Origin of the sequence: Bacillus sp. FSL K6-1218 (genome assembly GCF_038006445.1) — a bacterium.
Classification (GTDB): domain Bacteria; phylum Bacillota; class Bacilli; order Bacillales; family Bacillaceae_G; genus Bacillus_A; species Bacillus_A thuringiensis_S.
Genome location: NZ_JBBOVE010000001.1, coordinates 1,408,708 through 1,432,563, shown reverse-complemented (window position 1 = coordinate 1,432,563; position 23,856 = coordinate 1,408,708). Strand labels below are relative to the sequence as shown.

Genomic DNA, 23,856 nt, shown 5'->3' with positions numbered 1-23,856 from the left:
GGAGCACTTGTTTGGGAGGATAAGTGCTCCTTCTTTACGTTTCTTTACCTCAAATTTACTCTATCTTAATCCTCATTTTGTATGATAAATAATGAAGTCAAAGATATGAAAGAGGGATGAAAAATGAGAGTTATGTCACCGATACGCATTTGGATTGCTCTTATGATATGCATTATTTTATGTGTAGGGTTTTTTTTAACTCTAAAATATTCTACTATTTCAAAAGCAGAGAGAAAAACAGTTCCATACACACTTTTGTATACGAAACAAAACAACATCCTTTATTCCAATTCCACAAATAATGAAAAAAAAGTTATAAAAGGAATGCTTATTACGAAAGCTTCTAGTTACGAAACTCTACTTCAAATTACTGAAACGATTAAAGATCAGTATACAAATAAAGGAATTGATGAAATCACGCTGTCTATCCATAATGAAAATAATGGTAGTTATGAAGAAGAATTACCATACGAACCGATTAGTAAAGGAACAATAATCATCACATACGATTCTCAATCCTTTGGCAGTACGAACATTACTCTTAATGAATAGTAGCATTTACCTCACTAATTATGAGCTCACTTCATTTTTCACATGAGAAAGAGGCGAATAACGAAATTCGCCTCTTTTTTTTACCATAACGATGGAATCCACTCTTTTACTTTATTAAACCACTCTTGCTGTTCTTTTTTCCTTTTTTGTTCTTCTTCTTGCCTTTTCTTTTCTTCTTCTTTTCTTCGCTTTTCTTCTTCAATTGTTTGCAATTGTTTTTTATAGTCCGCCTCAGATATTAACGACAATTGGAACGCTTTTTGGGCTGGGTTTGCATTTGCTTTTTTCATGATATCCCGGAACATCGTCGTTGTAATTTGGCTACCACCTGGAACATAATGCTCGCTATCTGTTTTGTCATATCCTACCCAAATTGCACCTACTAAATCTGGTGTGTATCCTACAAACCACGAGTCCTTTGCCCCTACGCTCGGGCCATTTACAAGTTGAGTAGTCCCTGTCTTCCCTGCTGTATCAACATTAGTAACTTTCGCTTTTCCACCTGTTCCCTTTTCTACAACACCTTTTAATAAATACGTCATCTTTTGAGCAATTTTCTCACTCGTCACTCGTGTCTCTTTCTTATACCATTTCCCTATTATTTCCCCTTCAGCATTTTGAACTTCTCTAATTGCATGAGCCTCTACTTGAACCCCATCATTAGCAAATGTACTATATGCTTGGGCCATTACAAATGGTGATGTCCCTACATGCATCCCACCTAAAGCAATTGGATACGTACGGTCTTCTGGTACTAACGGAATACCAAATCGCTCTAAAGATTTCAATCCTTTATCTAATCCTATTTGTTCTAATAGCCACACAGCGGAAACATTATACGACTTTGCTACCGCTTCATACATTGTCACATTACCATGAAAGGCCTGATCACTATTTTTCGGTTCATATTCTTTAATATGAAATGGTTCATCTTTTAATATATCGTATACTTCATACCCTTGTTCTAAAGCGGGTACATATACAGCTAGAGGCTTTAATGTTGAACCTGGCTGTCTTTTTAATTGCGTAGCATGATTAAATTGTAAAAACTGATATGGTCCTCTACCTCCAACTAAAGCTGGAACACCGCCTGTTTTTGGATTTATAAGGACTACACCCGTTTGCATAAGTTGATCTGAGCCACTATCTTTGAAATAACTATCATTATTCACAACATCTTCTACAGCTTGTTGTTTTTTCGGATCAAGCTCTGTATAAATACGATAACCACCTGCTAAAATTTCATTTTGTGTTAATTCATACTTATCCATCGCTTCTCTAACTATATAGTCTACATATTGGGAGTATTTACCTTTGTATTTATCATCAACCCCACGTTTTAATACAAGGCCTGACTCTTTTTCTTTATTGTATTGCTCTTCAGAAATATATCCTTGTTCCTTCATTAAACTTAATACGACATTACGTCGTTCAATTGATTTATTAAAGTTTTTATAAGGCGAATACGCAGACGGCGCTTTAATTAAACCTGCAATCGTTGCAGCTTCTGAAATTGATAAATCTTTTACCTCTTTATCAAAATAAGATTTAGCTGCCCTCTTTATTCCCCAAGCACCTTCCCCAAAATAAATTTGATTCATATACATTTCAATAATTTCATCTTTTGTATAAGTACGTTCTATTTTTTTGGTTAAAAAGTATTCCTTTATTTTACGAGAAAATGTACGATCTTGTGTCAGAAATACATTCTTTGCAAGCTGCTGTGTAATTGTACTTCCCCCTGCTACAACTTCTCCTGCTGTAATATTTTTAAAAACTGCACTTATAATTCCACTATAATAAATACCATGATGGTTAAAAAAACCCTTATCTTCTACTGCAACAACTGCCTGAACCATAATATCAGGAATATCTTTTCTTTTAACACCTTCTGTTTTCGAAGAAGCTAATTTAGTTGCGACCTCATTATTTGCATCATAAATTAAAGTCGGTTGTGGAACAGCTTGTTTTAATTCAGATATGTCTTGAATGGATATTATTATATTTATAGCAATAAATAGAGTAACGAGTACACTTCCCAATACAATTAATGAATTACGAAGTTTCTTCCTCTTATTGAACCACTCAAGCATTTTTTTAAAATGAGTGTTCTTCAATTTCATTCGTTCACTTCCTTCATTTATTTACACTCTTCTTTTTAAAAGGAAGAATATACCGCCTTTTAAATTTACTATAATAACGTAGTCATTCCTATAGTGTAAAGCTTTTCTTTTACATTCATACTTTTTGCAAGAAAAGGACATTCTACAAGTAAGATATTCACTATTGGATATTAATATTATTAATAGAACAACGAGAGTTATGTTAAGTTTTTGTAAACTTTTCGATAAAATGTTTTAAAAAACGACAGTTTTTTGTTAGAATTGATTAGCCAATATATTTTACATATATTACTTTTGTGGGGGTAACAATAATGGTCTTTAAATCAAAAAAAGATAAATTTTCTGAAATGTTAATGAATGTTTCCGAAAATTTAAAAGAAGGCGCGCAGTTTTTCGTGGAGTATAAAATTAAAAATGCTAGCGATTTAAAAGAGTTTTCTATGCGCATGAAAGAGTATGAGTCAAAAGGTGACTCATTTATTCACGAAATCATTATGGAGCTAAACAAAGCGTTTATTACTCCAATTGAACGTGAGGACATCCTACAACTTGCAATGAGTATGGATGATGTATTAGACGGATTAGATCACAGTGCTGGTCTGTTCGAAATGTATTCTATTACAGAAGCTGATGAATACATGATTAAATTCGTGGAAGCAATTAATCAATGTGCGATTGAGATTGCAAACTCTGTTGAACTACTGTCTAAAAAGAAGTTAGTCGACATTCGTACGAACGCGATTAAGATTAAGGATTACGAATCACAATGCGATGATATTCGTCGTCATGCGATTAAGCACTTATTCTCTCGTGAAAAAGATCCGATTAAGATTATTCAATTTAAAGAGATTTACGAAGAGCTTGAAGAAGTAGCTGATAGCTGTCAAAGCGTTGCAAACGTATTAGAAACAATTATTATGAAGAACGCGTAAGGAGTTTGATCATGGATACACTCTTGATACTGACCGTTTTAGTAGTCATTTGCGCTTTAGCTTTTGACTTTATCAATGGATTTCACGATACAGCAAACGCTATTGCAACGGCTGTTTCAACGAAAGCTCTAAAGCCTAGACATGCAATTATTATGGCAGCTATTATGAACTTTTTAGGTGCAATGACATTTACAGGTGTAGCAAAAACGATTACAAAAGATATCGTTGACCCATTTGCTTTACAAAATGGTTCTCTTGTAATTTTAGCTGCTTTGCTTGCGGCGATAGCATGGAACTTAATTACTTGGTACTACGGTATCCCAAGTAGTTCTTCGCATGCAATTATTGGCTCAATCGCAGGTGCAGCCATTGCTGCTGCTGGTATTAGCTCATTAAACCTTAAAGGATTCATTAAAATTCTTGAAGCTTTAATCATTTCACCAATTATCGCTTTCGTTATTGGTTATATCGTTTACAGTATTTTTAAAGTGGTCTTTAAAAACTTTAACTTAACGAAAACGAATAAAAACTTCCGTATATTCCAGATTTTCACTGCAGCATTACAAGCCTATACACACGGTACGAATGATGCACAAAAAGCAATGGGAATCATTACGATGGCTCTTATGGCTAATAACTATCATACTTCTAGCGATATCCCGTTCTGGGTACAATTATCTTGTGCTATCGCAATGGGGCTTGGTACTTCTGTCGGTGGATGGAAAATTATTAAAACTGTCGGTGGACAAATTATGAAAATTCGTCCTGTAAATGGTGTAGCTGCCGATTTATCATCATCACTTGTTATTTTCGGTGCAACATTCATTCACTTACCGGTTAGTACGACGCACGTTATCTCTTCTTCTATTTTAGGGGTTGGTGCTTCTCACCGTGTGAAAGGGGTAAAATGGGGAACTGCAAAACGTATGTTAATTACATGGGTTATTACACTTCCTATTTCAGCTTCTTTAGCTGCTCTGTTTTACTACCTATTACATTTTGTTTTCTAATCAAAAGTCGTCTTCCTTATTTTTCTAGGAAGACGACTTTTTTGTGAACAAGCCTATTTCTCATTAAAAAGCGTGTATAATAATTGGTGGATAAGTTATTTAGAGGAGTTGGCAATTTTGGAATACATCATGTTACTTTTCATCGGACTAATCGCCGGGACAGTCGGCAGCCTAGTTGGACTTGGAGGCGGAATTATTATTGTTCCGTTATTAATTGGATTACACAGTTTATCACCACAACTTGCAGTAGGGACTTCTATGGTAACAGTCGTTTTCACAGGACTATCTTCTACCCTTACTTACATGAAGCATAAGCGAGTAGATTATAAAAGCGGACTTATTTTATTTATCGGAAGCGGCCCTGGTGGTATTATCGGATCATGGGCAAATAAATTTTTAAACCAAGACACATTTTCTTTATACTTTGGGATTTTCCTTATATTCGTCTCAATTCTACTTATGCTTCGAGACAAATTAAAACCTCTTTCCCTCTCAAATACGTCTGTAATTAAGCGTTCTTTTACAGATAATGATGGAAATGCTGTACACTACCAATTCCCACCGTTTCTTGCTATCTTTATCGCCTTTATAGTTGGGTTTATATCTGGGTTATTTGGAATTGGTGGCGGTGCCTTACTTGTTCCAGCAATGATGCTTCTTTTTGCATTCCCAGCACATATTGCAGTAGCAACTTCAATGTTCATCGTATTTCTATCAGCAATTGTAAGTTCTGCAACTCACATCTCACTTGGAAATGTCAGCTGGATTTATGCATTAATCCTTATTCCTGGTGCATGGATCGGCGGAAAAATCGGGGCTTACATTAATACAAAACTGAGTGGTAACGCCGTAATTAATTTATTACGTATTACGTTAATTATTCTTGGAACTAGATTAATCATTATTTCTCTTTTATAACGTATTCTTTTTAGAATGCGTTTTTCTTATACACATGAATATAAAAATCCTCCGAGGAGAACAAATAAAATTAAACAAACACTTAATAACATATAATTTGAAATATGTACTTTCTTCAAGTTGACCACTCCTATAACTGCGACTGTTATCTTTATGATAGCGAAAAAATAGTTCACTTGCAGTTACAGAGTGCTAACAATGCAAAATCAATTATTACAAATTTTATCCTTATATTTCATTTCTTTGTATATTCTATCGATTTAATAAAAAAAGATGTCATATTGACATCTTTTTTAGTGAAGAAGTGACCATCCCATAAAGTCTTCATGTACTTGGCACGCCCTCTTATCGTTTCGATCATATAATTCAGCATAACTATCTGTTTCTTCATCATAAGCCATCGTATAAATAATTTGGCCGTCTACTTCAACGGATAAAACGACTCCACCTTTCATCTCTTCTACATGAATGATAGCATTCGCCGGAATTCTCATATCCGTCATTCTCATCGCATCTAACAATATACTAAACCCCCTACAGCGTATTCATTGCTAGTACTATTACACACTAAATAGTATACTACTGTAATAGCATACATTTCGTCAATGAAATTGCTGTTGAAATAGCATATTGTCTATATACATATACGCTAAAATAGAAGAAATAGAAACATATTAATGGGGGGCTAACATTGATTCTACACAAAGGAGATGTACTATTCCGTCAAGGCGAGGACGGTCCTTTATACTTTATAAAAACAGGCTTATTAAAAGTAGTTCGGCTAGAAGAAGACGGAACACCATTTTTATTCAACATTATCGTTCCAGGTGAAACGATACCTCATCATTCTTTAATTTCACCGAAAGAATATCACGGTACAGCTATCGCTTTAATAAAGACAGAAGTGGAACCGATCACTAGTAGTGAATGGTACGAGAGACTTCAAGCAAATCCCGAATCGTATGCCAACATCGCTATGCAATTGCAATCTAAATTAAGAATGATGCAACAACGAATTGATCAATTGACAACTGTCTCTCCGAAAGAACGTCTTCATCGTTTACAAGAATGGTTCACATTATATTTAGGTGACATTCCTATATATGAAATATTAACACAAACTGAAATTGGTCAACTGATAGGCATACGCCGTGAAACAGTTAACCGTTTATTACGAGAACAAATAAAAAACGAGGTAAAATAAATACCTCGTTTTTTTGTTTATTCTCATCCGTCTTATTGTAAGCTTGTTGCTGGGCCGAAAAATTCATAATGAATATGCTCTTGTTTCACACCTAAATCAGTTAGTGAAGCATTTATATGTTTCATAAATGCTACTGGACCACAGAAATAAAATTCTGCTTCAGTTGTCGGAATAATAGTTTTTAACCATTCGCTTTCAACGAAACCTTCTTTATCAAAGTTCTTCATTTCTAAATCTTTTTCAGTCGGTGCAGAATAACAAGTATATGCTTTAACTTGTTCATATTCATTTTCTACTGCCTTAACGTGTTCTTTCATTGCATGTGTATTACTATTTATTGCTGCATGAATAAAATATACATTACGTTTTGAATCTTGTTCAATTAACGTATTTAACATACTCATCATCGGTGTAATCCCTACTCCACCACTAATTAGTACAACTGGTAATGTTGAATCCATATTTAACACGAAATCACCCGCTGGTGCACTTACTGGTAAAACATCTCCTTCTTTTACATGTTCATGTAAGTAATTAGACACTTTACCGTCTGGTGTATCTACACCTTTTTCTTTCTTTACACTAATACGATAATATTCTTTCCCAAGTGCATCGGATAAACTGTATTGACGATTATGTGTATATGTCTCACCTTCAATATTGATTTGAACCGTTACATATTGACCTGGGATGAATGAAGAAACTTTCCCTCCATCTTCAGGTTTCAAATAAAATGACGTAATAACATCGCTTTCCTTCACTTTTTTAACAATCACAAAGTTGCGGAAGTCTTTCCATCCACCTTCTTTATGTGCAGCTTCTTCATACATCTCTGCTTCAATGCTAATAAATGCATCAGCAATGACACCATATGCTTCTCCCCATGCATTTAAAACTTCATCAGGTGCACCTGCGACCTCTTTAATGGCACGTAGTAAACATGTACCTACAATCGGATAATGCTCAGCTTTAATACCTAAACTTCTATGCTTATGACCAATTTGTTTTACAACTGGAATAATTGCTTCTAAATTATCAATGTACGTTGCAGCTGCATAAACAGCATTCGCTAACGCTTGTTGTTGTCTTCCCTTTTTCTGATTCGTATGGTTGAAAATATTCAATAACTCCGGATGTTCTGAAAATAAAATTTGATAAAATCTCGTTGTAATTTCAACGCCTTTTTCTTGTAATAATGGTACTGTTGACTTTACGATTTCAATTGTTTTTGCACTTAACATTGTATCCCACTCCTCTATGTCCTTAACTGTTTTTAGTTTAACTGAATCTTATAATGCAGATTGTGATTTTAATCACTATTAACACGTTGTTTTTGTGAATAATATATGAACATTGTACTTACAAAAGAAAATAAGCTAACTAGAATTCTAGCTAGCTTATTATTTTGTTTGTATAGCTTGTTCAATTACTTTTATATCTTTCCCCTCGCCAAACTCTGTATACCCCCAGATATTCGTTTCACCCCTATATTTATTTACGATAATATCCAAGTCATGATATACACGGTGGGCATACACTACATACTCAATATTTTGAAGTTCCACACCTTTTTTTACAATTTCATAGCTTCTATTTACATCGCGTTTTATTTTTTCATTCTTTATTTCCGTATGTATATTTTTTAAAGATGGTTCTTGTTGTTGAAACCATTGCTTAAATTGATTCCAATCCCCGTCTGTATAATTCTCTGCTTTACCGTAATTTAAGAAATTATTATAGCTTTCATGTGTCATTCGAATAAAATCTAGAACTTTTGTCTCTTCTTGCACATCTTCTACTTGAGCTATTGTATTTACCTCAGCAGGCTTATTCGCATAATGTAACAGCACTTTCATAAGACTGTAACTCGCAATGATCATTACGATAATAATCCCGAATACACGTAACAATTTCTTCATATACAGAACTCCTTCTCTACTAAAGATATTACAATGTATGGCTATACTTGTAACATTCTCTCGTAGAAATATACTTCCTGTATAAATTCTTCCTATCATTTCGACAATATTTTTCTATACATTTCTCGTTGGCAAATGTTCTTGTAAAACAATATATCCTTCATAAGCTGTGTAACCGAGTATAGCCATTAATCCGATATAACAAGCAAATACTGTCCATTTCGTTTTCGCATCCACTTTATAATAGTTTTCTTGTTGTTCCTTTTCTATTTTCCATTCATTTAATTTTCTTTCTGACGCTTCAAATGCTTCCCTTATGTGAATTGTATACTCATCTTTTTCATCTTCATATGGAACATAATCTAACGGTTCGAACTTCGGTAAAAGATACTCTAACACTTCCATTTTTTGAAGTTCACCTATTTGTAACTCTTTTTCCCGTTCTCTTTGTCTTAATGCATTCATCTCATGGTGCATCATGTATATAGTCCGATGTACAGCACCCGTTTCTTTTAATTCCTCTTCAAGCCTAGCAACATATTCTTTCATCCCATCAATTTTATGCCCTAATTCCTTAATCGGCTCATCTCTCTTTATCACTCTATATAATTCCATACAACCGATAATAACAATAAATCCTCCCAAAATACTTTTAAAGTAAATTGAATAGCCAAGTAATAAAATAAGGCCTGCTCCCCAAATTTTAGTGCTGACAACTGAAATAATTCGCCCACCATCTAGCGGCGAAACGGGAATTAAATTAAAGAAATTAATCATACTTCCAAGCAAAATAACAAGCGCCCAAAATGGTTCTTTCGTCATTATGTAAAGCGGTATCGCTGGTAAAAATGACAGAAGTCCGAAAAGCGGACCCATATAGGCAATGTAAGCTTCATCTTTTGCATTTTTCGGCATCTCTTTCATTCCAATAAGAGCCCCCATAAATGGGATAAAGATTGCTGGCGATGTTGGGATCCCTTTTCTTTTCGCAGCCCATAAATGGCCCATTTCATGAACAAACAACAAATAAATGAGCGCCACCCCAAATTTCCAACCATATAGAACTGCGTATGCGCCAAGCGATAGAAACATACTAAATACCGTTGAAAACTTTGCTAATTTAAAAATTGCAAATACCCACTTTAACTTAGACAGTAAAAATAATCCTATGGCAACAATAATTCCCCATAATCCTTTTTTATTATTTTTCATCTCTCTCTCCTTTAACCCCCTGTAACGAGTCATACAAGCTCATCAAAAATTATTCTCCTCTTTATTATGACATATTTTTTTCTATTGTTAGAAATAATGTTTATTTAATCCATTTTTAGCCAAAAATATAAATAAAGGAGGTATATACGAATGAATTTACAATCTCTCATAATAAGTGTTTTATCCTTTTTAGCTTCAACTCTTATTTTTTATACAGTGAGCTATGTATTATTATTAGATTGGTTGCCAAATCACTTACTTATCACTCTTATCATTCTTTCCGCTCTTATGATTTCATTTCTTATTACACGAAAATCAATGAATGAGCCATCTGCAAAAGCAAAATAATAGAGAGGGTGTTCTTCTCCCCTCTCTATTATCATTTCCTAGGAAAGGCTATATAGAATTTACAATTCAGTTACAGCCAATAAGGGCCTTACCCCAAAATTCAGTCGGAACAACGAAGTTAAGTGAGAGTCAACGCCGAATTGGCAAAGACTATTAATCAATGAGAAATGAGCAGCCCCCGCCGATTAAATTCTCACTTTATCTTTGGAAATTCATTTTTTCACCATACTCTTTAACGATTTGAATTATATTTTGAAACACACCTATTTTTTCTTTTTCACTGTTTAATATTTTTAAATCATACTTTTCGTAATATGTTTCTAATGATTTTAATTGTGATTCTGAAGCGCCTTTTACCTGCACAGTAGCATGCAATTCATATTGCTTATACCCTTCCTTTACTTTTTCACCTAAAATCATTTCACTCTCTTTTGCTCCAATTAATTTTTGAACTTTTTCTGGGAAAGTGAGTTGCAAATAATATTCTTGTTCCTTCACTAACTTGTTGTATAGTGATTGTGAAATCGTATACCGTACCATATAATTCACGTTTTGATCGCCTGCTTTAATATGAAACGCGGTAATCTGCAAATCTTTTTTTGTTACCTCCGTTAAAGGACCTACCTGCATCTCATCTTCTTTTTGTTCTGAAACATTTGGAAATATACCCAAAAGCTTTTCCGTATCTTTTTCATTCAACATATACATAACTTTCTTATATTGCACCCATCCTCGTCTATCTTCTCCCCTTAACCATGCATAATAAGTTTCTTTTTTCCCCTCTCTACTAATTTGTATTTCATATTCAGGTTCACCGAAGCTTCCGGTTATTTCTTGTTTCTCAGCTTTATCCAAAATGTCTATTACTAACTTCGCTTCTGATTCCTGCAACTTTTTCTCTTTATGTTTTTTTTGTATAACGGTTACCCCTATTGTTTCTTTCACTTCATTCACCGTCTCTTCTACTTTTTTTGTTTCTTGTTTTTGCTCAGCTTGACCACAAGCTGCTAGTAACATAACAAATAACAACAATACATATTTCCCTTTCAAATTAATCCTCCTTTTACGATAAGAAATTCTTATAATCTTCATACATAAAACAAAAACGTGACATCCTATTAAATAAGTTATACTAATCATTGAAAGGAGGTCTTTATCATGTCCATTAATTTTCATGATGCAAATAATAAATACACATACGCAACAAGAAACGCCCATATTTCTTGGGCTGAAATGGTAAAAAACATTACAGACATACAAAACAAGCAAATAATTGATATTGGCTGCGGTGGCGGGATTTATACGAAAGAACTTGCTCTTATGGGAGCCAAAAATGTTGTGGGACTTGATTTTTCAAAAGAAATATTACAAGCTGCAAAAGAAAATTGCAACAATTTCCCAAATATTTCTTTCATCCACGGTGATGCACATAATATCCCATACCCTAATGAAACATTCGACATAGTTATTTCGCGCGCAGTTATTCATCATTTACAAGACATTCCTACATTTTTATGTGAAGCTTCTCGTATATTAAATAAAAACGGTGTACTTATTTTACAAGATCGAACGATTGAAGATTGTACAGTTCCAGGAAGTCCCGAACACATTCGTGGATACTTTTTCTCTATATTTCCAAAACTCATTGAAATAGAGTCAAAAAGACGTCCAAAAACCAACACGATACAGAAAGAATTACAAAAACATTCTCTTCACGTGCTTCCCACACAAACACAATGGGAAGTACGAAAAATACATGATTCTGTAGAAGCATTGCTACAAGATTTATCTCCTCGAACAGGTCGATCCATTCTATATGAGTTAACAGATGATGAACTTTCTCAACTTCTACAACATATACAGACCGCATTACAAAACGTCTCTCCTATTATTGAAAGAGATCGATGGACAATTTGGAGCGCCATGAAGTTGTAAGGAAGGAAGCCTCACAAAATAATGTGAGGCTTCCTTTCTTTCATAATCTAATTTTGCAACACTCTTGATATCCTCCACTTCTGGCCTGTGCACTTCCACACTTCGGACATACTAAATATCTAGACTGATTTGTCAACAAACTACCTTTTTGAAAGAGTAAAACTTCTGCTTGTTTAAACGAACGCGAATAATATAACCACATAAAACCAATTATAGCAATAATGCCAAATAATACTCCCATCGCAAGCATTTCAGTCACCTCTTTTGGTTTGTTCTTTCCAGCAAGTGGATTGTTGTAATATTCTCTGTAAATTCAAATAATCCCTTCTTTACTCCTATAAATATCAACTTTCTCTATAAATTTTACAATTCTCCACAAATTTTTACTCCCATTTTACAATTCATTATTCCTTTTGCAACAACGAATATTACTTTCGATATTTCTGTATATAAATATATCTTTCAAAAAACATATTGACTTTCTAAAAAAAACATGCAACAATACTGTCAGAATACTTGAATAAAAATTCATTGACGAGAACGAGTACGTTATAGAACTGTTCCCCAGAGAGTTGGCGATTTGCTGAAAGCCAACGTTCAGTGCGTAACCGAAAATCATCTCCGAGAAGTAGAACCGAATGTTACAGTAAGTTCTTACCGGCCGTCCCCCGTTACAAGGAACACGTATCATGTTGTACGTTGCAAAGCCGTATACATATAGATTTATTTCTACATGTGTAAATTAGGGTGGTATCGCGGGTAAATATAACTCGTCCCTTTCTTTAGGGACGAGTTTTTTGTGTTCTTACAAATGAATTTAAAAAAGGAGGAAAAACAATGAACACTGTATCAAAAAAACATATTTTTTTCACGGGTCTTATGCTATTTTCTTTATTTTTTGGGGCAGGTAATTTAATTTTCCCTCCCATGCTCGGACAAAACGCAGGTGAAAACTTTTGGCCAGCAATGATTGGATTTTTACTAACAGGAGTTGGCTTACCACTACTTACTGTTATCGCAATTTCTCTATCAGGAAATGGGATGCAGCAACTTGCAAGTCATGTTCATCCATTATTCGGAATTTTCTTTACAGTAGTTGTATACATTGCCATCGGTCCATCCATGGGCATCCCACGTGTTGCAAATGTTGCTTATGAAATGGGTGTTAGTTCTTTCTTACCAGAAACAATCCGCTCTAGCAGCCTAGTGCTATTTGTATATACAATCATATTCTTCACTATCGTATTTTGGCTGAGTTTAAATCCATCTAAACTTGTCGATCGTATTGGAAATATATTAACACCTATTTTATTACTCTCAATTTTCTTATTGTTTGTTAAAAGTGTCTTTACACCACTTGGGCAATCAGGACCAGCTATGCAAGAGTATCAAACTTCTCCAATCTTCAAAGGTTTTATGGAAGGGTACTTAACAATGGACACCATTTCAGCACTTGCATTTGGAATTATCGTTGTAAATGCAATTCGCTCTAAAGGTGTGAATGATCGTAAGTCCATTGCTATCGCCACAGCAAAAGCAGGGCTTATTGCCGCTACAGGACTCGTACTTGTATATGGTGCACTCGGCTGGCTTGGGACAACTAGTGTCTCTCTCGGATATGCAAAAAATGGTGGACAGCTACTTACTGTTATCGTACAACAATTATTCGGCCCATACGGTTTGCTTCTATTATCTCTTATCGTTACACTCGCTTGTTTAACGACATGCGTTGGACTCGTATCTGCGTGCAGCCAATATTTTTCAACATTATTGACTACATTTTCATACAAAACATTCGCGAGTATCATTTGCGCATTAGGATTATTAGTTGCCAACTTAGGTTTAACGAAAATTATCGCAATCTCTGTTCCAATTCTACTTGTTGTGTATCCAATTGCGATTGTACTCGTACTACTATCATTACTTCATAAATACTTCGGTGGATATCGCTCTGTTTATGTAGGTGCTTTAATCGGAGCAGCTGTAGTGAGCGTATTTGATGGATTAAAACAAGGTGGTATTTCAGTTTCATTCATCACACCATATTTTGAATTTATCCCTTTATATAATGAAGGAATCGGTTGGCTAATACCAGCATTAGCAGGAGCTCTTATTGGCCTTGCAATCGCTAAGTTAAGCGGTACGAAAAAAGTTCCATTACTAACCGAATCTAACGAAGTAAAAGCCTCCTAAAAAAACTCCCAAAGGGGAGTTTTTTTACATTTGATAAGCAGTATGATTAAAACTGCTTATTTTATAAGCTTTCGTATAATATTCAATATTCGTATCAACTGTTTCTACCTTGACAACATCATAGTGCTCTTCTTGCTTTACTAAAAATAAATAGTATTCCTCTGTTGCCTCAATAATCGCAATTTTATCTGTTTCAACATTATATTGTTCACAAAGTGCTTGTAATGCGTTCACATACTCCCCTAATTTTTTAGACTTATCCATTCCGAATATAGTTTGAACTAACATATACATTCTCCCCTTTATATGTACTGTTAACACCTTAATGATAACGCTTACATTATTTATCGTCAATAAAAACATTCAATGGTTTTAACGCCAAATCTATATTGTAGCGAGCCAATAATCAACGGGGGATGAACAAAACCCCCACTGATTAAAGTTTCACTTTATCACTTCGTTAATTGATGCCTAAATGCATAAATAACTGCCTGAGTACGATCACTTACATTCAATTTATTTAATATATTACTCACATGTGTCTTTACCGTTTTCAGTGCAATAAATAACTCATCCGCAATCTCTTGATTACTTTTCCCCTCTGCAATTAATAACAAAATCTCAAACTCTCTTTCAGTTAAGTCATCATGCAAAGGTTGCTCTTTCTTTTGACGCATACGGGACATCATTTTCCCGGTAACTTTCGGCTCTAATACCGTTTCTCCATCATAAGTAGCTCGTACAGCATCTGCAATATCACTTGCTTTTGATGTTTTTAATAAATAACTAGTCGCCCCAGCCTCAATAACAGGATACAATTTTTCGTCATCTAAAAAGCTTGTTACAACTACAATTTTTGCTTCTGGCCATTCTTGAATAATAGCACGTGTTGCTTCGACACCATCCATCTCATCCATAACAAGGTCCATTAAAATAATATCCGGTCTTAATTGCAGTGCTAATTCTGATCCTTTTTTTCCATTTTCAGCTTCCCCGACCACTTCAATATCTGGTTGTGTAGATAAATATGCCGATACACCCATACGAACCATTTCATGATCATCGACAAGCAATACTTTTATCATACTTCTCCCCCTCTCTCAAGCATAATCGGTACTTTCACTTCTATTTGTGTACCTTTGGCCGGGAAACTCAGTACCTTGAGTGTCCCACCAATTTCATGAACACGCTCTTGCATCGATCTTAAGCCATAGGAACCGGCTTTATTAACGCCTACTTCAAACCCAACACCGTCATCAATGATTTTTAAAATCGCATATTGATCAATTTTTCGAAGGCGCACTTCTGTTTTCTTTGCCTTCGCGTGTCGCAACGTATTTGATAGCGCTTCTTGCACAATACGGAATAAATGATCTTCTACACCTTTTTTTAATTCTATTGGCTCAATAAGCCATTCAATTTTCATATGTTGTTTTCGCGATAATTCCGTTAATAATTCCTCTATACCTTCTGTCAGTTTCTTACCTTCCAATTGTACAGGACGTAAATGAAGGAGCAATGCTCTCATTTCTGATTGAGCATTTACAACCATATTTTCAACAAGTTGTAATTGTTTTTTTGTCACATCTGGAAATTCAGTTATTTGTTCATTAATCGCTGACATCATCATCGACATTGCGAAAAGCTGCTGACTTACTGAATCATGCAACTCCCTTGCTAAGCGATGCCTTTCTTGAGAAATCGCTTCTTGTCTCATCTCTTCATTCCAATGAGCTCGTTCATTCGTTACTTTTTGAAAGAGTCCAGCTTGCTCCTCTAATCGACGAGCCAGAACGATTACTTTTCGTTCCACTTCATGAAATTCATCATCCGCAGTAAACGAAACATCACTCGGAAAATTCCCTCGCTCTACTTCAAATAGAAAAGTATTTAATCCTTGTATACGCTGCTCTATATAGTAACCGATTGCATATCCTACAATTCCCCCGATAAGTAAACTTGTAGTCATAATAAACAAGCCAATTGGAACAGAAGCGATGGATTCCTTCCATAATAAATCATACACTTGTTGCTCGCTTTTCCATACATATACAATTGTACAAATGAGTGCGATACTAACAGAGGACAACATAGAATAACGAATATACATCCACGAAATATTTTTTTGTTTCTTCATTATACTTTCCTCACTTCCGTGTCGCCTACGACAAGCGAAGAAATAATTTTAATACGACGAGGAGCCTCTTTATACTGCTCTGTTCTAAATGTAACATTGCGGTTAAACCCTGTCTCTTCATGACCTGGCAAGAGCACACGGCCGACAATAACAGAATGATTTAAAGAAAGTTCAATATCATATGGCACATATAAACGAATATTACCAACGACACCTCGAATAACAATTACTGTTTCTCCTTCTGGAATCATAGCAGTTGTTAAATCTATTTCCACATCACAAGCACCATATTGAACATTAATATCCTCAAGTTCATAAATATGATCCATCATTCGTACATTGCCTACAAACATATTTTTCAAATATGGTTCTGTACGATATATTTGCTTCTCTTCGTCTATAATCCCTTTTTCTTTAATTTCAACCTTCATTGCTTTTTGCTGATGTCCTTGTTGAATCAATTGATAACCAATTAAAGCTAAACAAGCAAATACGACAAGAACAAATGCTGCTGATGAAAATAAGAAAAATAAAAATACGATACCACCAACAAATAAAAATACATTTCCCCGTACATAACGATTCTTTTTACGATAATGCCTTCCAAACATAAGCATAATAAATGCAAAAATGAGACCACCTGGTTCAAAATGTCCAAGTATCATATCAAGAAAAAGACCGAATCCAAATATGATGAGGAGCATCCCCATTAATTGTGTCTTTGAAAAATGTTTCTTCACTTCAGCTCCCCCCCTTCTTGTCACATATACATAGAAGAAAAGGCATTGCTTTCCAACACCTTTTCTCCTATCACTATATCATAAGCCTGTTTTATAATATACTACTATTATTTTGTTAACTCTTTCGTTAACGATACATCATTCTTTTCTTTCATTTCACGCTCAAGTTTTGCAATTTTCATATCAAATGTGTCACGCTCATGCTCTTCATTCATACGAGTTTCTAAGTCACGAATGTGATCTTCAATTTCTTCAAATCGTAAGAACGGATTATTTTCATCCATTTTATGCATCGCAGTATTCATCCGACGATTTGCATGTGCCATATTTTCACGTGCCATTAGTTCCATACGCTTTGCGTGCATTTCTTTTAATTTATTTTTCATTTCAGAAAGACGACGCTCTAACTCATCGATTTGCTCTACAACACCTGCATACATTTCTTCTAATCGAGTTACTTGCCCTTCATAATAAGCTACCTCTTCTAACGCACGTTCGTGCAATTGTAATTCGTCTGCTTCTTGAGCAATGATAGCTTGCTTTGATCTTTTATTAACGAAATAACGTGCTTGCTCAAGCTCACGAGCGAAGTTAGATTTTAATGTTTTATGACGCTCAATTAACTTCTCAATTTTTGTTATTTCACGCTCACTATCACGTAAATATTGGTTTAACATCGCAATTGGATTTTTTCTTTCCTTCTCATCTAACACGTTATGAAAATCAGCTAAAATTGCATCGCGTACACGTCCGAATAAAGATTGTTTCATTATAAATCTTCCTCTCTTCTACTTTATTTATAATTTGATTTATTGTTTTAGTTTTTCATTAATTTGTTCCACTCATCTTCAAAGTTGCTATATGGTTTAGAACTTTCTGGAGCAGATTCAACAACTACATCTTTTTCTTTTTTCCACTCACGGTATCCGTAGTATAAAACCACTAAAGCAGCGATACCAATTAATGCTGGTGAATGAGAAAGTGCAATGGATAAACCGATTAAACCAACAATACCCCAAGCTAACTTTCCAAAAAATGATTTAGCTCGCACAAATGATTTATAGCTCCAATATACAACTCCTGCTCCGATTGCGAATCCTACAATACCAGCAAGACTACCAAGAGCAATTAAAGCCAAAATACCGGCTGCGATAAACGCTAGAAATTGTTTCATCTTGTGCTTGCCTCCCTTCGATTTGATACTCTTATCTTAACTATTTTTTCATCTTTCCATAACGAGCTTAAGAACCGTTTTTAACTCAGACTTAAGACCGAGTCATATTCAGCCCTTTACGCAAAAAAACGTGCAGAGTCTATTCTCTGCACGTTTTTTAATTACTAACGTTCATATTAAATTAAGCTGTTTTATGATACTCTTTTTTCTCAGCTACTTTCGAAAACCTTGGAAACCCAATTAAAATAGAAACAATCCCACATACTCCAACTAAAATTGGATAAAATGCATATGGTAACAATTCAACCGGAGATAACGCTGCAAATCCTGCTGCCGTTAACATTTGGGCACCGTACGGAATTAACCCTTGCACACAACATGAGAAAAGATCTAATACACTCGCTGATTTACGAGGGTCTATTTCATATTGATCTGCAATATTTTTTGCAAGCGGGCCTGTAAAGATAATAGAAATCGTATTATTCGCTGTACACATATTCGTCATACTCACTAAACCAGCAATACCAAATTCCGCTCCTTTTTTCGAACGAATATTACGTGTTAATACATTCATTAAATATTGAATACCACCATTATATTGGATTAATTCAACCATACCACCAATTAATATAGCAAGTAATACTAACTCCATCATACCGCCCATTCCAGTCGTTACACTTTTAAAGAAACTTTCTAACGTATAACTTCCATCTATAAGACCGATAACACCAGATAATACAGTTCCACCAGTTAATACGATAAGTACATTCCACCCAAGTAGCGCTGTAATAAGTACTCCTGCGTACGGTAAAATCTTTATCCAATCAAAGCTATGCGCTTTAATCTGCGTATCACTTCCTGAAGTAACTATCACTAATAGTATAATTGTAATAATAGCCGCTGGTAATACAATTAAAAAATTCGCTTTAAACTTATCTTTCATTTCTGTTCCTTGTGAACGAACAGCTGCGATTGTTGTATCTGAAATAAATGATAAATTATCACCAAACATCGCTCCGCCAACAACAGTAGCCATCGTAAGCGCAATTGAGATATCAGTTTGACCACTAATACCTACAGCAATCGGTGCTAACGCTGCAATTGTTCCCATTGAAGTTCCCATCGCTAATGAAATAAATGCACCAATAACAAAGATTCCAGCTACGATAAATCCTGGCGGTAAAATAGTTAACGCTAAATTAACAGTTGAGTCTACCCCGCCCATTCCTTTAGCAGTTTCAGAAAATGCACCAGCAAGCACAAAAATTAATACCATAATCATAATATCTGGATTTCCTGCTCCTTTAGCGAACCGCTCTACTTTCACATTAAAACTTTCTTTACGATTCATCACTAAAGCGACTCCTACAGCAATTGAAATCGCTACAAGTATCGGCAATTTATAGAAATCACCTGTAATAATTCCAGAACCAATAAATAGCGCCAAAAATATCCCAAGTGGTAATAAAGCTAAACCATTTCCTCTCGTTTCTTTCAAAGTACCATCTCTCCCTAGTTTCAACCTTTTTCTAATGAATAACAAAAGACCTCTTCCGATGAGAAGAGGTCTTATACATCTATAAGAAACACTCTTCTCATCTTTCAAGCACACGCTTGCTGGATTTGGCACAGCACTCTGAAATCGAGTCCGCTGCCGAGGCATCGTAGGGCCAGTCCCTCCGCCTCTCTTTATAAGAAGGTTTCATATTTATTTTTTAATAATAATTTCTTCCCTAACTTTACTCGCTTACAAAACAAAAGTCAATTATTTTTTGTATAGATTTTTTTGGTAATTATACAAAAATTTGAATACAACAATCATTTTAACTTTTCGATTTCTTCTTCCAATATTGAAATCCAATAAAATTCACTATTTTTTATTGCTGCTAATATCCATTTCGTAGTGTACCAAGCTAACTCATACTCTACCTTCGTGACATCGCCACTTTTATAAGCATCCTCTAGCTCCTCTTCATCTAATATATACACCTTACCGCTGGGTAATAATACTACATCTAAATATAAATCATCAAAATACGGTAAACCACGATCGTCTATTTCATATTCTTTCGTCACATCAATATAATATTGCACTAAATTGTGCCTATCATCTAACATAGCTGTAATCGCAAAGTTCTTTCCATTAATGAAATATTGAACCCACGTATACCCATCACTTGCAATACAAATTTCTTTACCATCATATTCTTTACGACTAAGCTCTCTCACCTTTTTTATATCCAGTATTCCGAGTATTCCCTCTTCCACTTGCTTAACCGTATAACTCTTTTCTATTAGCCTCTTCCACGAAGAACCGTCACCATATTTACGTTTCATTATGTCTGCTCCTCTTCTATATACAGAAAAGCTCCCACATATTATGTGAGAGCTTGTTCATATTATAATTAAGCCGCTTGACCCTTTTCAGAAATCTCTTTTAAATAAGCTTGTCCTTTTTCAGCGTCATATTGACCTTCCCACTTAGACATAACTACAGCTGCTAAAGAGTTTCCTACAACGTTAACTGCTGTACGAGCCATATCTAAAATACGGTCAATACCAGCAATGAACGCTAAGCCTTCAGGTGGAATACCTACTGTACCAAGTGTCGCTAATAATACAACGAATGATACGCCCGGTACACCTGCGATACCTTTTGATGTAACCATTAATACAAGCAATAATGTAATTTGTTGTGTAATAGATAAATCAATACCGTACATTTGCGCTAAGAAAATAGCCGCAATTGCTTGATATAAAGTTGATCCATCTAAGTTAAATGAATAACCTGTCGGAATAACGAAAGATGTAATTGCTTTCGGACAACCGAATTTCTCCATTTTCTCCATGATTTTTGGTAAAACTGTTTCTGAGCTTGCTGTAGAATACGCTAAAATCAGCTCGTCTTTTAAAATCTTAAAGAATTGGAAAATGTTAATTCCAAATATTTTCGCTGTAAGTCCTAAGACAACTACGACGAAGAAAATCATTGCTCCATATACGACAATTAGTAATTTCCCTAATGGAATTAATGAAGCAAGACCAAATGTAGAAACTGTAACACCAATTAGTGCAAACACACCAAATGGTGCAAATTTCATAACTTGGTTTGTTACGTAAAACATTGCGTCAGCTACACCTTGGAAAAATTGAAGAACTGGTCTTCCTCTTTCACCAATTGCTGCTACACCTAAACCAAATAGTACAGAGAAGAAGATAATAGCAAGCATATCTCCGTCAGCTAACGACTTCATAATGTTCGTTGGAACAATATTTACAAATGTATCTGCAAATGAATGACTTTGTACTTGCTCTGTCGTATGTGTATATTTCGAAATATCTGTCTTTGTTAACTGCTCCATATTTACGCCTTTTCCTGGTTGGAAAATATTCGCTATTAATAGACCAACAATAATTGCAATTGTTGTAATAATTTCAAAGTAAAGAATTGTTTTTCCGCCTAGTCGACCTAGTTTTTTAACATCGCCAACACCAGCAACCCCAACAACAATACTTGCTACAACAATCGGTACAACGATCATTTTAATTAATCGGATGAAAATATCACCAATTGGTTGTAAATAACTCACTACAGCCGGATTGCCAAAGAAAATCGCCCCAACTGCAATACCAAGTGCAAGTCCTATTAATATTTGCCATGCAAGTCCTATTCTTTTCATATTTGTTGTAACCCCCTCTTCGATGTGTCACTCTATCTCTCATTCTATCTCTATAAAACTAAGAAATTAAGAGTATTACATATTATTCGACAATTCACTACATTTTGTCCCTGTTAAAAATCATAAATCAAAATTTAAAATCTGACAACAAAATAACTTTGCCCGAACACAAATAATTTTCTTGACAAAAAATAAACTCATGTCAGAAAACCTCACATGAGAACGATTCCTTACTAGTATTTTATTGGCTTTCTAAGTAATATTTCACCCCACAAAAACTCTTATTTCCATCCTGTATTTTACAAATTAATCAAATTTTACCTTTGTTACACATATAAATAAAATGTAAGTACTATGACAATTAAAGTTGAAAAATGATAAATTCCGACAAAACTTAGCAATTTTATAAAGTTTTCTTTACATTATGATTACAACGATAGACACTCTTCTTCTTATGATATATAACATTCATAGGGAAAGGAGTCAGACAACAATGAAAAAGAAATTTGCAGCGTTTAGTGTTTTAGCAGCAGGAACGATTTTTGCTTCCCCGTTACTTTCACCCGCATACGCTGAAACGAATCAAGATAAATTATCTAACATTCAATCTGAATTAGAAGGCAAACAAAGTGACTTACAAAATAAATCAGTCGAGAAAGAACAAATAGAAAAAGAAATTCAAGAATTACAGAAGAAAATCGATGAATTAACTACTTCCATTAATAAAAACGAGACTGAATTAAACGATACAAAAAAAGAAATTAGCAAAACACAACAAGTAATTACTGACAAAAAGAAACATATAGAACAATTACAAACAAACATAGATACACGTCAGGAAGTTATTAAACAACGATTACAATCTATGCAAGAAAAACCGCGTACAAATATCATTACAGAAGTATTAACAAACTCTACCAACATTGCTGATCTTGTTGATAATATGTACTCCGTAAGTTTAATATTAAACAACGATACAGATATTGTAAAAAAACAAACATCTGATCAAAATGCTGTAACGTCAGAAAAAGAGGCTGTTGAGAAAAAAGAACAACAACTGAAAGAATCTGAACAAAAACTAGAACAAAAACAGCAAGAATTACAAAATAACCAACAACAGCAACAAACTCTTATTAACGATCTACATACGAAAGTAGCAAAAGTAGATTCAGAGATTGAAGGATTAGAAGAATCCAAAGGCATTTTAGAAAATCAACGTCAAGCTGTTCAAAAAGCAATTGAAGAAGAAAAACGTGCCGAAGAAGCTCGTAAAGCGGAAGAAGCTCGCCAGGCAGAAGAGGCTCGCAAACAACAAGCTACTAAATCTGCTCAAGCAACTCAAGCGGCCCCAACACCACATGATACAAATATCGGTGGCTTTATCAAACCAGCAGCTGGATCAAAAACTTCCGGATTTGGTGTACGTTCTTTAGATAACCATAAAGGAATTGACATCGCTGCTTCGGGAACGGTTCCAATTATCGCTGCTGCAGATGGCGTTGTTATTCGCTCAGAATTATCATCTAGTTACGGAAACGTAGTGTATTTATCTCACCGTATAAACGGAAAAACATATACGACAGTATATGCTCATATGAATAGCCGTTCTGTATCGAATGGACAAACTGTAAAACAAGGCGATCAGCTTGGATTTATGGGGAATACGGGCCAATCATACGGACAACATTTACACTTCGAACTTCATCTTGGAGAATGGAATGTCGGCAAGACAAACGCAGTTGACCCATCTCCTTATATCGGATTATAAAAAACCTCGGT

The 23,856-nt window shown here is 34.8% G+C and carries 25 protein-coding genes, 1 riboswitch and 1 other annotated feature; of the genes, 9 read left to right on the top strand and 16 right to left on the bottom strand.

What is annotated here, in order from left to right; translation table 11 throughout:
- The first annotated feature begins 123 nt into the window (after positions 1 to 123).
- Positions 124 to 552: a hypothetical protein gene (locus MHI26_RS07515; RefSeq protein WP_001265586.1), complete on the top strand. Its 429-nt coding sequence runs from the start codon at positions 124 to 126 to the stop codon at positions 550 to 552.
- Between the two features lie 80 nt (positions 553 to 632).
- Here MHI26_RS07515 and MHI26_RS07510 read toward each other — a convergent pair whose 3' ends face one another.
- Positions 633 to 2,675 (bottom strand): transglycosylase domain-containing protein, encoded by a 2,043-nt coding sequence (locus MHI26_RS07510; RefSeq protein ID WP_061666712.1) that lies wholly within the window; start codon positions 2,673 to 2,675, stop codon positions 633 to 635.
- A 311-nt stretch (positions 2,676 to 2,986) separates the two neighbouring features.
- On the opposite strand from MHI26_RS07510, the gene MHI26_RS07505 reads away from it, so the two are divergent.
- From MHI26_RS07505 to MHI26_RS07495, 3 genes are all read left to right on the top strand, one after another.
- Positions 2,987 to 3,607: a DUF47 domain-containing protein gene (locus tag MHI26_RS07505; protein ID WP_000231445.1), complete on the top strand. Its 621-nt coding sequence runs from the start codon at positions 2,987 to 2,989 to the stop codon at positions 3,605 to 3,607.
- A gap of 11 nt (positions 3,608 to 3,618) precedes the next feature.
- Complete coding sequence (locus MHI26_RS07500) at positions 3,619 to 4,617, top strand: inorganic phosphate transporter (RefSeq protein ID WP_000380276.1); 999 nt, start codon at positions 3,619 to 3,621, stop codon at positions 4,615 to 4,617.
- Positions 4,618 to 4,734: 117 nt separating this feature from the next.
- The gene (locus tag MHI26_RS07495; protein ID WP_000455760.1) at positions 4,735 to 5,535 is read left to right on the top strand and encodes a sulfite exporter TauE/SafE family protein; all 801 of its coding nucleotides are present in this window, start codon (positions 4,735 to 4,737) and stop codon (positions 5,533 to 5,535) included.
- A gap of 293 nt (positions 5,536 to 5,828) precedes the next feature.
- Here MHI26_RS07495 and MHI26_RS07490 read toward each other — a convergent pair whose 3' ends face one another.
- Positions 5,829 to 6,056, bottom strand: a complete 228-nt coding sequence (locus MHI26_RS07490) for a hypothetical protein (protein ID WP_000883009.1) — start codon at positions 6,054 to 6,056, stop codon at positions 5,829 to 5,831.
- Between the two features lie 170 nt (positions 6,057 to 6,226).
- Between MHI26_RS07490 and MHI26_RS07485 the strand changes: the two genes are divergently transcribed.
- Positions 6,227 to 6,739 (top strand): Crp/Fnr family transcriptional regulator, encoded by a 513-nt coding sequence (locus MHI26_RS07485; protein ID WP_000600585.1) that lies wholly within the window; start codon positions 6,227 to 6,229, stop codon positions 6,737 to 6,739.
- A gap of 32 nt (positions 6,740 to 6,771) precedes the next feature.
- Here MHI26_RS07485 and hmpA read toward each other — a convergent pair whose 3' ends face one another.
- From hmpA to MHI26_RS07470, 3 genes are all read right to left on the bottom strand, one after another.
- A complete protein-coding gene (hmpA, locus tag MHI26_RS07480; protein ID WP_061666713.1) occupies positions 6,772 to 7,980 on the bottom strand; it encodes an NO-inducible flavohemoprotein in 1,209 nt (402 codons plus the stop codon).
- 159 nt (positions 7,981 to 8,139) lie between these two features.
- Positions 8,140 to 8,658 (bottom strand): hypothetical protein, encoded by a 519-nt coding sequence (locus MHI26_RS07475; RefSeq protein WP_000735433.1) that lies wholly within the window; start codon positions 8,656 to 8,658, stop codon positions 8,140 to 8,142.
- Positions 8,659 to 8,772: 114 nt separating this feature from the next.
- Entirely contained in the window at positions 8,773 to 9,870 is a 1,098-nt protein-coding gene (locus MHI26_RS07470; protein ID WP_061666714.1) for a site-2 protease family protein, read from the bottom strand.
- Between the two features lie 150 nt (positions 9,871 to 10,020).
- Here MHI26_RS07470 and MHI26_RS07465 point away from each other — a divergent pair, with 150 nt between their 5' ends.
- Entirely contained in the window at positions 10,021 to 10,218 is a 198-nt protein-coding gene (locus MHI26_RS07465; protein WP_001053359.1) for a hypothetical protein, read from the top strand.
- A gap of 198 nt (positions 10,219 to 10,416) precedes the next feature.
- On the opposite strand, the gene MHI26_RS07460 is transcribed toward MHI26_RS07465, so the two are convergent.
- Complete coding sequence (locus tag MHI26_RS07460; RefSeq protein WP_061666715.1) at positions 10,417 to 11,268, bottom strand: hypothetical protein; 852 nt, start codon at positions 11,266 to 11,268, stop codon at positions 10,417 to 10,419.
- A 108-nt stretch (positions 11,269 to 11,376) separates the two neighbouring features.
- Here MHI26_RS07460 and MHI26_RS07455 point away from each other — a divergent pair, with 108 nt between their 5' ends.
- On the top strand, positions 11,377 to 12,153 hold the full coding sequence (locus MHI26_RS07455) for a class I SAM-dependent methyltransferase (protein ID WP_061666716.1): 777 nt from the start codon (positions 11,377 to 11,379) through the stop codon (positions 12,151 to 12,153).
- Between the two features lie 40 nt (positions 12,154 to 12,193).
- Here the strand turns inward: MHI26_RS07455 and MHI26_RS07450 are convergent, their stop codons facing one another.
- A complete protein-coding gene (locus MHI26_RS07450) occupies positions 12,194 to 12,403 on the bottom strand; it encodes a hypothetical protein (protein WP_000880630.1) in 210 nt (69 codons plus the stop codon).
- 272 nt (positions 12,404 to 12,675) lie between these two features.
- Positions 12,676 to 12,934, top strand: a binding site (T-box leader).
- 56 nt (positions 12,935 to 12,990) lie between these two features.
- Here MHI26_RS07450 and brnQ3 point away from each other — a divergent pair.
- Complete coding sequence (gene brnQ3 / locus MHI26_RS07445; protein WP_061666717.1) at positions 12,991 to 14,346, top strand: branched-chain amino acid transport system II carrier protein BrnQ3; 1,356 nt, start codon at positions 12,991 to 12,993, stop codon at positions 14,344 to 14,346.
- Positions 14,347 to 14,370: 24 nt separating this feature from the next.
- On the opposite strand, the gene MHI26_RS07440 is transcribed toward brnQ3, so the two are convergent.
- The 9 genes from MHI26_RS07440 to gltP all read right to left on the bottom strand — a co-directional run bounded on the left by MHI26_RS07440 (position 14,371) and on the right by gltP (position 22,077).
- Positions 14,371 to 14,709, bottom strand: coding sequence for a DUF3922 domain-containing protein (locus tag MHI26_RS07440; protein WP_140337705.1), 339 nt, complete (start codon positions 14,707 to 14,709; stop codon positions 14,371 to 14,373).
- 89 nt (positions 14,710 to 14,798) lie between these two features.
- Positions 14,799 to 15,431 carry a response regulator gene (locus MHI26_RS07435; protein WP_000598701.1) on the bottom strand — a complete coding sequence of 211 codons (633 nt, stop codon included), beginning with the start codon at positions 15,429 to 15,431 and terminating at the stop codon, positions 14,799 to 14,801.
- Positions 15,428 to 16,483 (bottom strand): sensor histidine kinase, encoded by a 1,056-nt coding sequence (locus MHI26_RS07430; RefSeq protein ID WP_000744327.1) that lies wholly within the window; start codon positions 16,481 to 16,483, stop codon positions 15,428 to 15,430. The genes MHI26_RS07435 and MHI26_RS07430 overlap by 4 nt, the downstream gene beginning before the upstream one ends.
- Positions 16,483 to 17,223, bottom strand: a complete 741-nt coding sequence (liaF, locus tag MHI26_RS07425) for a cell wall-active antibiotics response protein LiaF (protein ID WP_000716094.1) — start codon at positions 17,221 to 17,223, stop codon at positions 16,483 to 16,485. Before liaF ends, MHI26_RS07430 begins: the two co-directional genes overlap by 1 nt.
- Before the next feature lie 107 nt (positions 17,224 to 17,330).
- Positions 17,331 to 17,993 carry a PspA/IM30 family protein gene (locus MHI26_RS07420; RefSeq protein WP_000814124.1) on the bottom strand — a complete coding sequence of 221 codons (663 nt, stop codon included), beginning with the start codon at positions 17,991 to 17,993 and terminating at the stop codon, positions 17,331 to 17,333.
- A 47-nt stretch (positions 17,994 to 18,040) separates the two neighbouring features.
- Positions 18,041 to 18,397, bottom strand: a complete 357-nt coding sequence (locus MHI26_RS07415; protein WP_000808640.1) for a lmo0954 family membrane protein — start codon at positions 18,395 to 18,397, stop codon at positions 18,041 to 18,043.
- A 181-nt stretch (positions 18,398 to 18,578) separates the two neighbouring features.
- A complete protein-coding gene (locus MHI26_RS07410) occupies positions 18,579 to 19,895 on the bottom strand; it encodes a Na+/H+ antiporter NhaC family protein (protein WP_061666718.1) in 1,317 nt (438 codons plus the stop codon).
- A 94-nt stretch (positions 19,896 to 19,989) separates the two neighbouring features.
- Positions 19,990 to 20,095, bottom strand: a riboswitch (SAM riboswitch).
- 120 nt (positions 20,096 to 20,215) lie between these two features.
- The gene (locus MHI26_RS07405; RefSeq protein ID WP_061666719.1) at positions 20,216 to 20,734 is read right to left on the bottom strand and encodes a DUF402 domain-containing protein; all 519 of its coding nucleotides are present in this window, start codon (positions 20,732 to 20,734) and stop codon (positions 20,216 to 20,218) included.
- Positions 20,735 to 20,802: 68 nt separating this feature from the next.
- Positions 20,803 to 22,077, bottom strand: a complete 1,275-nt coding sequence (gene gltP / locus MHI26_RS07400) for a glutamate/aspartate:proton symporter GltP (RefSeq protein WP_000821140.1) — start codon at positions 22,075 to 22,077, stop codon at positions 20,803 to 20,805.
- 493 nt (positions 22,078 to 22,570) lie between these two features.
- Between gltP and MHI26_RS07395 the strand changes: the two genes are divergently transcribed.
- Positions 22,571 to 23,845 carry a murein hydrolase activator EnvC family protein gene (locus tag MHI26_RS07395; protein WP_000726071.1) on the top strand — a complete coding sequence of 425 codons (1,275 nt, stop codon included), beginning with the start codon at positions 22,571 to 22,573 and terminating at the stop codon, positions 23,843 to 23,845.
- Positions 23,846 to 23,856: the final 11 nt, after the last annotated feature.

Coding starts and splice junctions, on each gene's coding strand:
- MHI26_RS07515 (WP_001265586.1), top strand. CDS start 124: ATGAGAGTTATGTCACCGATACGCATTTGGATTGCTCTTATGATATGC.
- MHI26_RS07510 (WP_061666712.1), bottom strand. CDS start 2,675: ATGAAATTGAAGAACACTCATTTTAAAAAAATGCTTGAGTGGTTCAAT.
- MHI26_RS07505 (WP_000231445.1), top strand. CDS start 2,987: ATGGTCTTTAAATCAAAAAAAGATAAATTTTCTGAAATGTTAATGAAT.
- MHI26_RS07500 (WP_000380276.1), top strand. CDS start 3,619: ATGGATACACTCTTGATACTGACCGTTTTAGTAGTCATTTGCGCTTTA.
- hmpA (WP_061666713.1), bottom strand. CDS start 7,980: ATGTTAAGTGCAAAAACAATTGAAATCGTAAAGTCAACAGTACCATTA.
- MHI26_RS07475 (WP_000735433.1), bottom strand. CDS start 8,658: ATGAAGAAATTGTTACGTGTATTCGGGATTATTATCGTAATGATCATT.
- MHI26_RS07470 (WP_061666714.1), bottom strand. CDS start 9,870: ATGAAAAATAATAAAAAAGGATTATGGGGAATTATTGTTGCCATAGGA.
- MHI26_RS07465 (WP_001053359.1), top strand. CDS start 10,021: ATGAATTTACAATCTCTCATAATAAGTGTTTTATCCTTTTTAGCTTCA.
- MHI26_RS07455 (WP_061666716.1), top strand. CDS start 11,377: ATGTCCATTAATTTTCATGATGCAAATAATAAATACACATACGCAACA.
- MHI26_RS07450 (WP_000880630.1), bottom strand. CDS start 12,403: ATGCTTGCGATGGGAGTATTATTTGGCATTATTGCTATAATTGGTTTT.
- brnQ3 (WP_061666717.1), top strand. CDS start 12,991: ATGAACACTGTATCAAAAAAACATATTTTTTTCACGGGTCTTATGCTA.
- MHI26_RS07440 (WP_140337705.1), bottom strand. CDS start 14,709: ATGTTTTTATTGACGATAAATAATGTAAGCGTTATCATTAAGGTGTTA.
- MHI26_RS07435 (WP_000598701.1), bottom strand. CDS start 15,431: ATGATAAAAGTATTGCTTGTCGATGATCATGAAATGGTTCGTATGGGT.
- MHI26_RS07430 (WP_000744327.1), bottom strand. CDS start 16,483: ATGAAGAAACAAAAAAATATTTCGTGGATGTATATTCGTTATTCTATG.
- MHI26_RS07420 (WP_000814124.1), bottom strand. CDS start 17,993: ATGAAACAATCTTTATTCGGACGTGTACGCGATGCAATTTTAGCTGAT.
- MHI26_RS07415 (WP_000808640.1), bottom strand. CDS start 18,397: ATGAAACAATTTCTAGCGTTTATCGCAGCCGGTATTTTGGCTTTAATT.
- MHI26_RS07405 (WP_061666719.1), bottom strand. CDS start 20,734: ATGAAACGTAAATATGGTGACGGTTCTTCGTGGAAGAGGCTAATAGAA.
- gltP (WP_000821140.1), bottom strand. CDS start 22,077: ATGAAAAGAATAGGACTTGCATGGCAAATATTAATAGGACTTGCACTT.
- MHI26_RS07395 (WP_000726071.1), top strand. CDS start 22,571: ATGAAAAAGAAATTTGCAGCGTTTAGTGTTTTAGCAGCAGGAACGATT.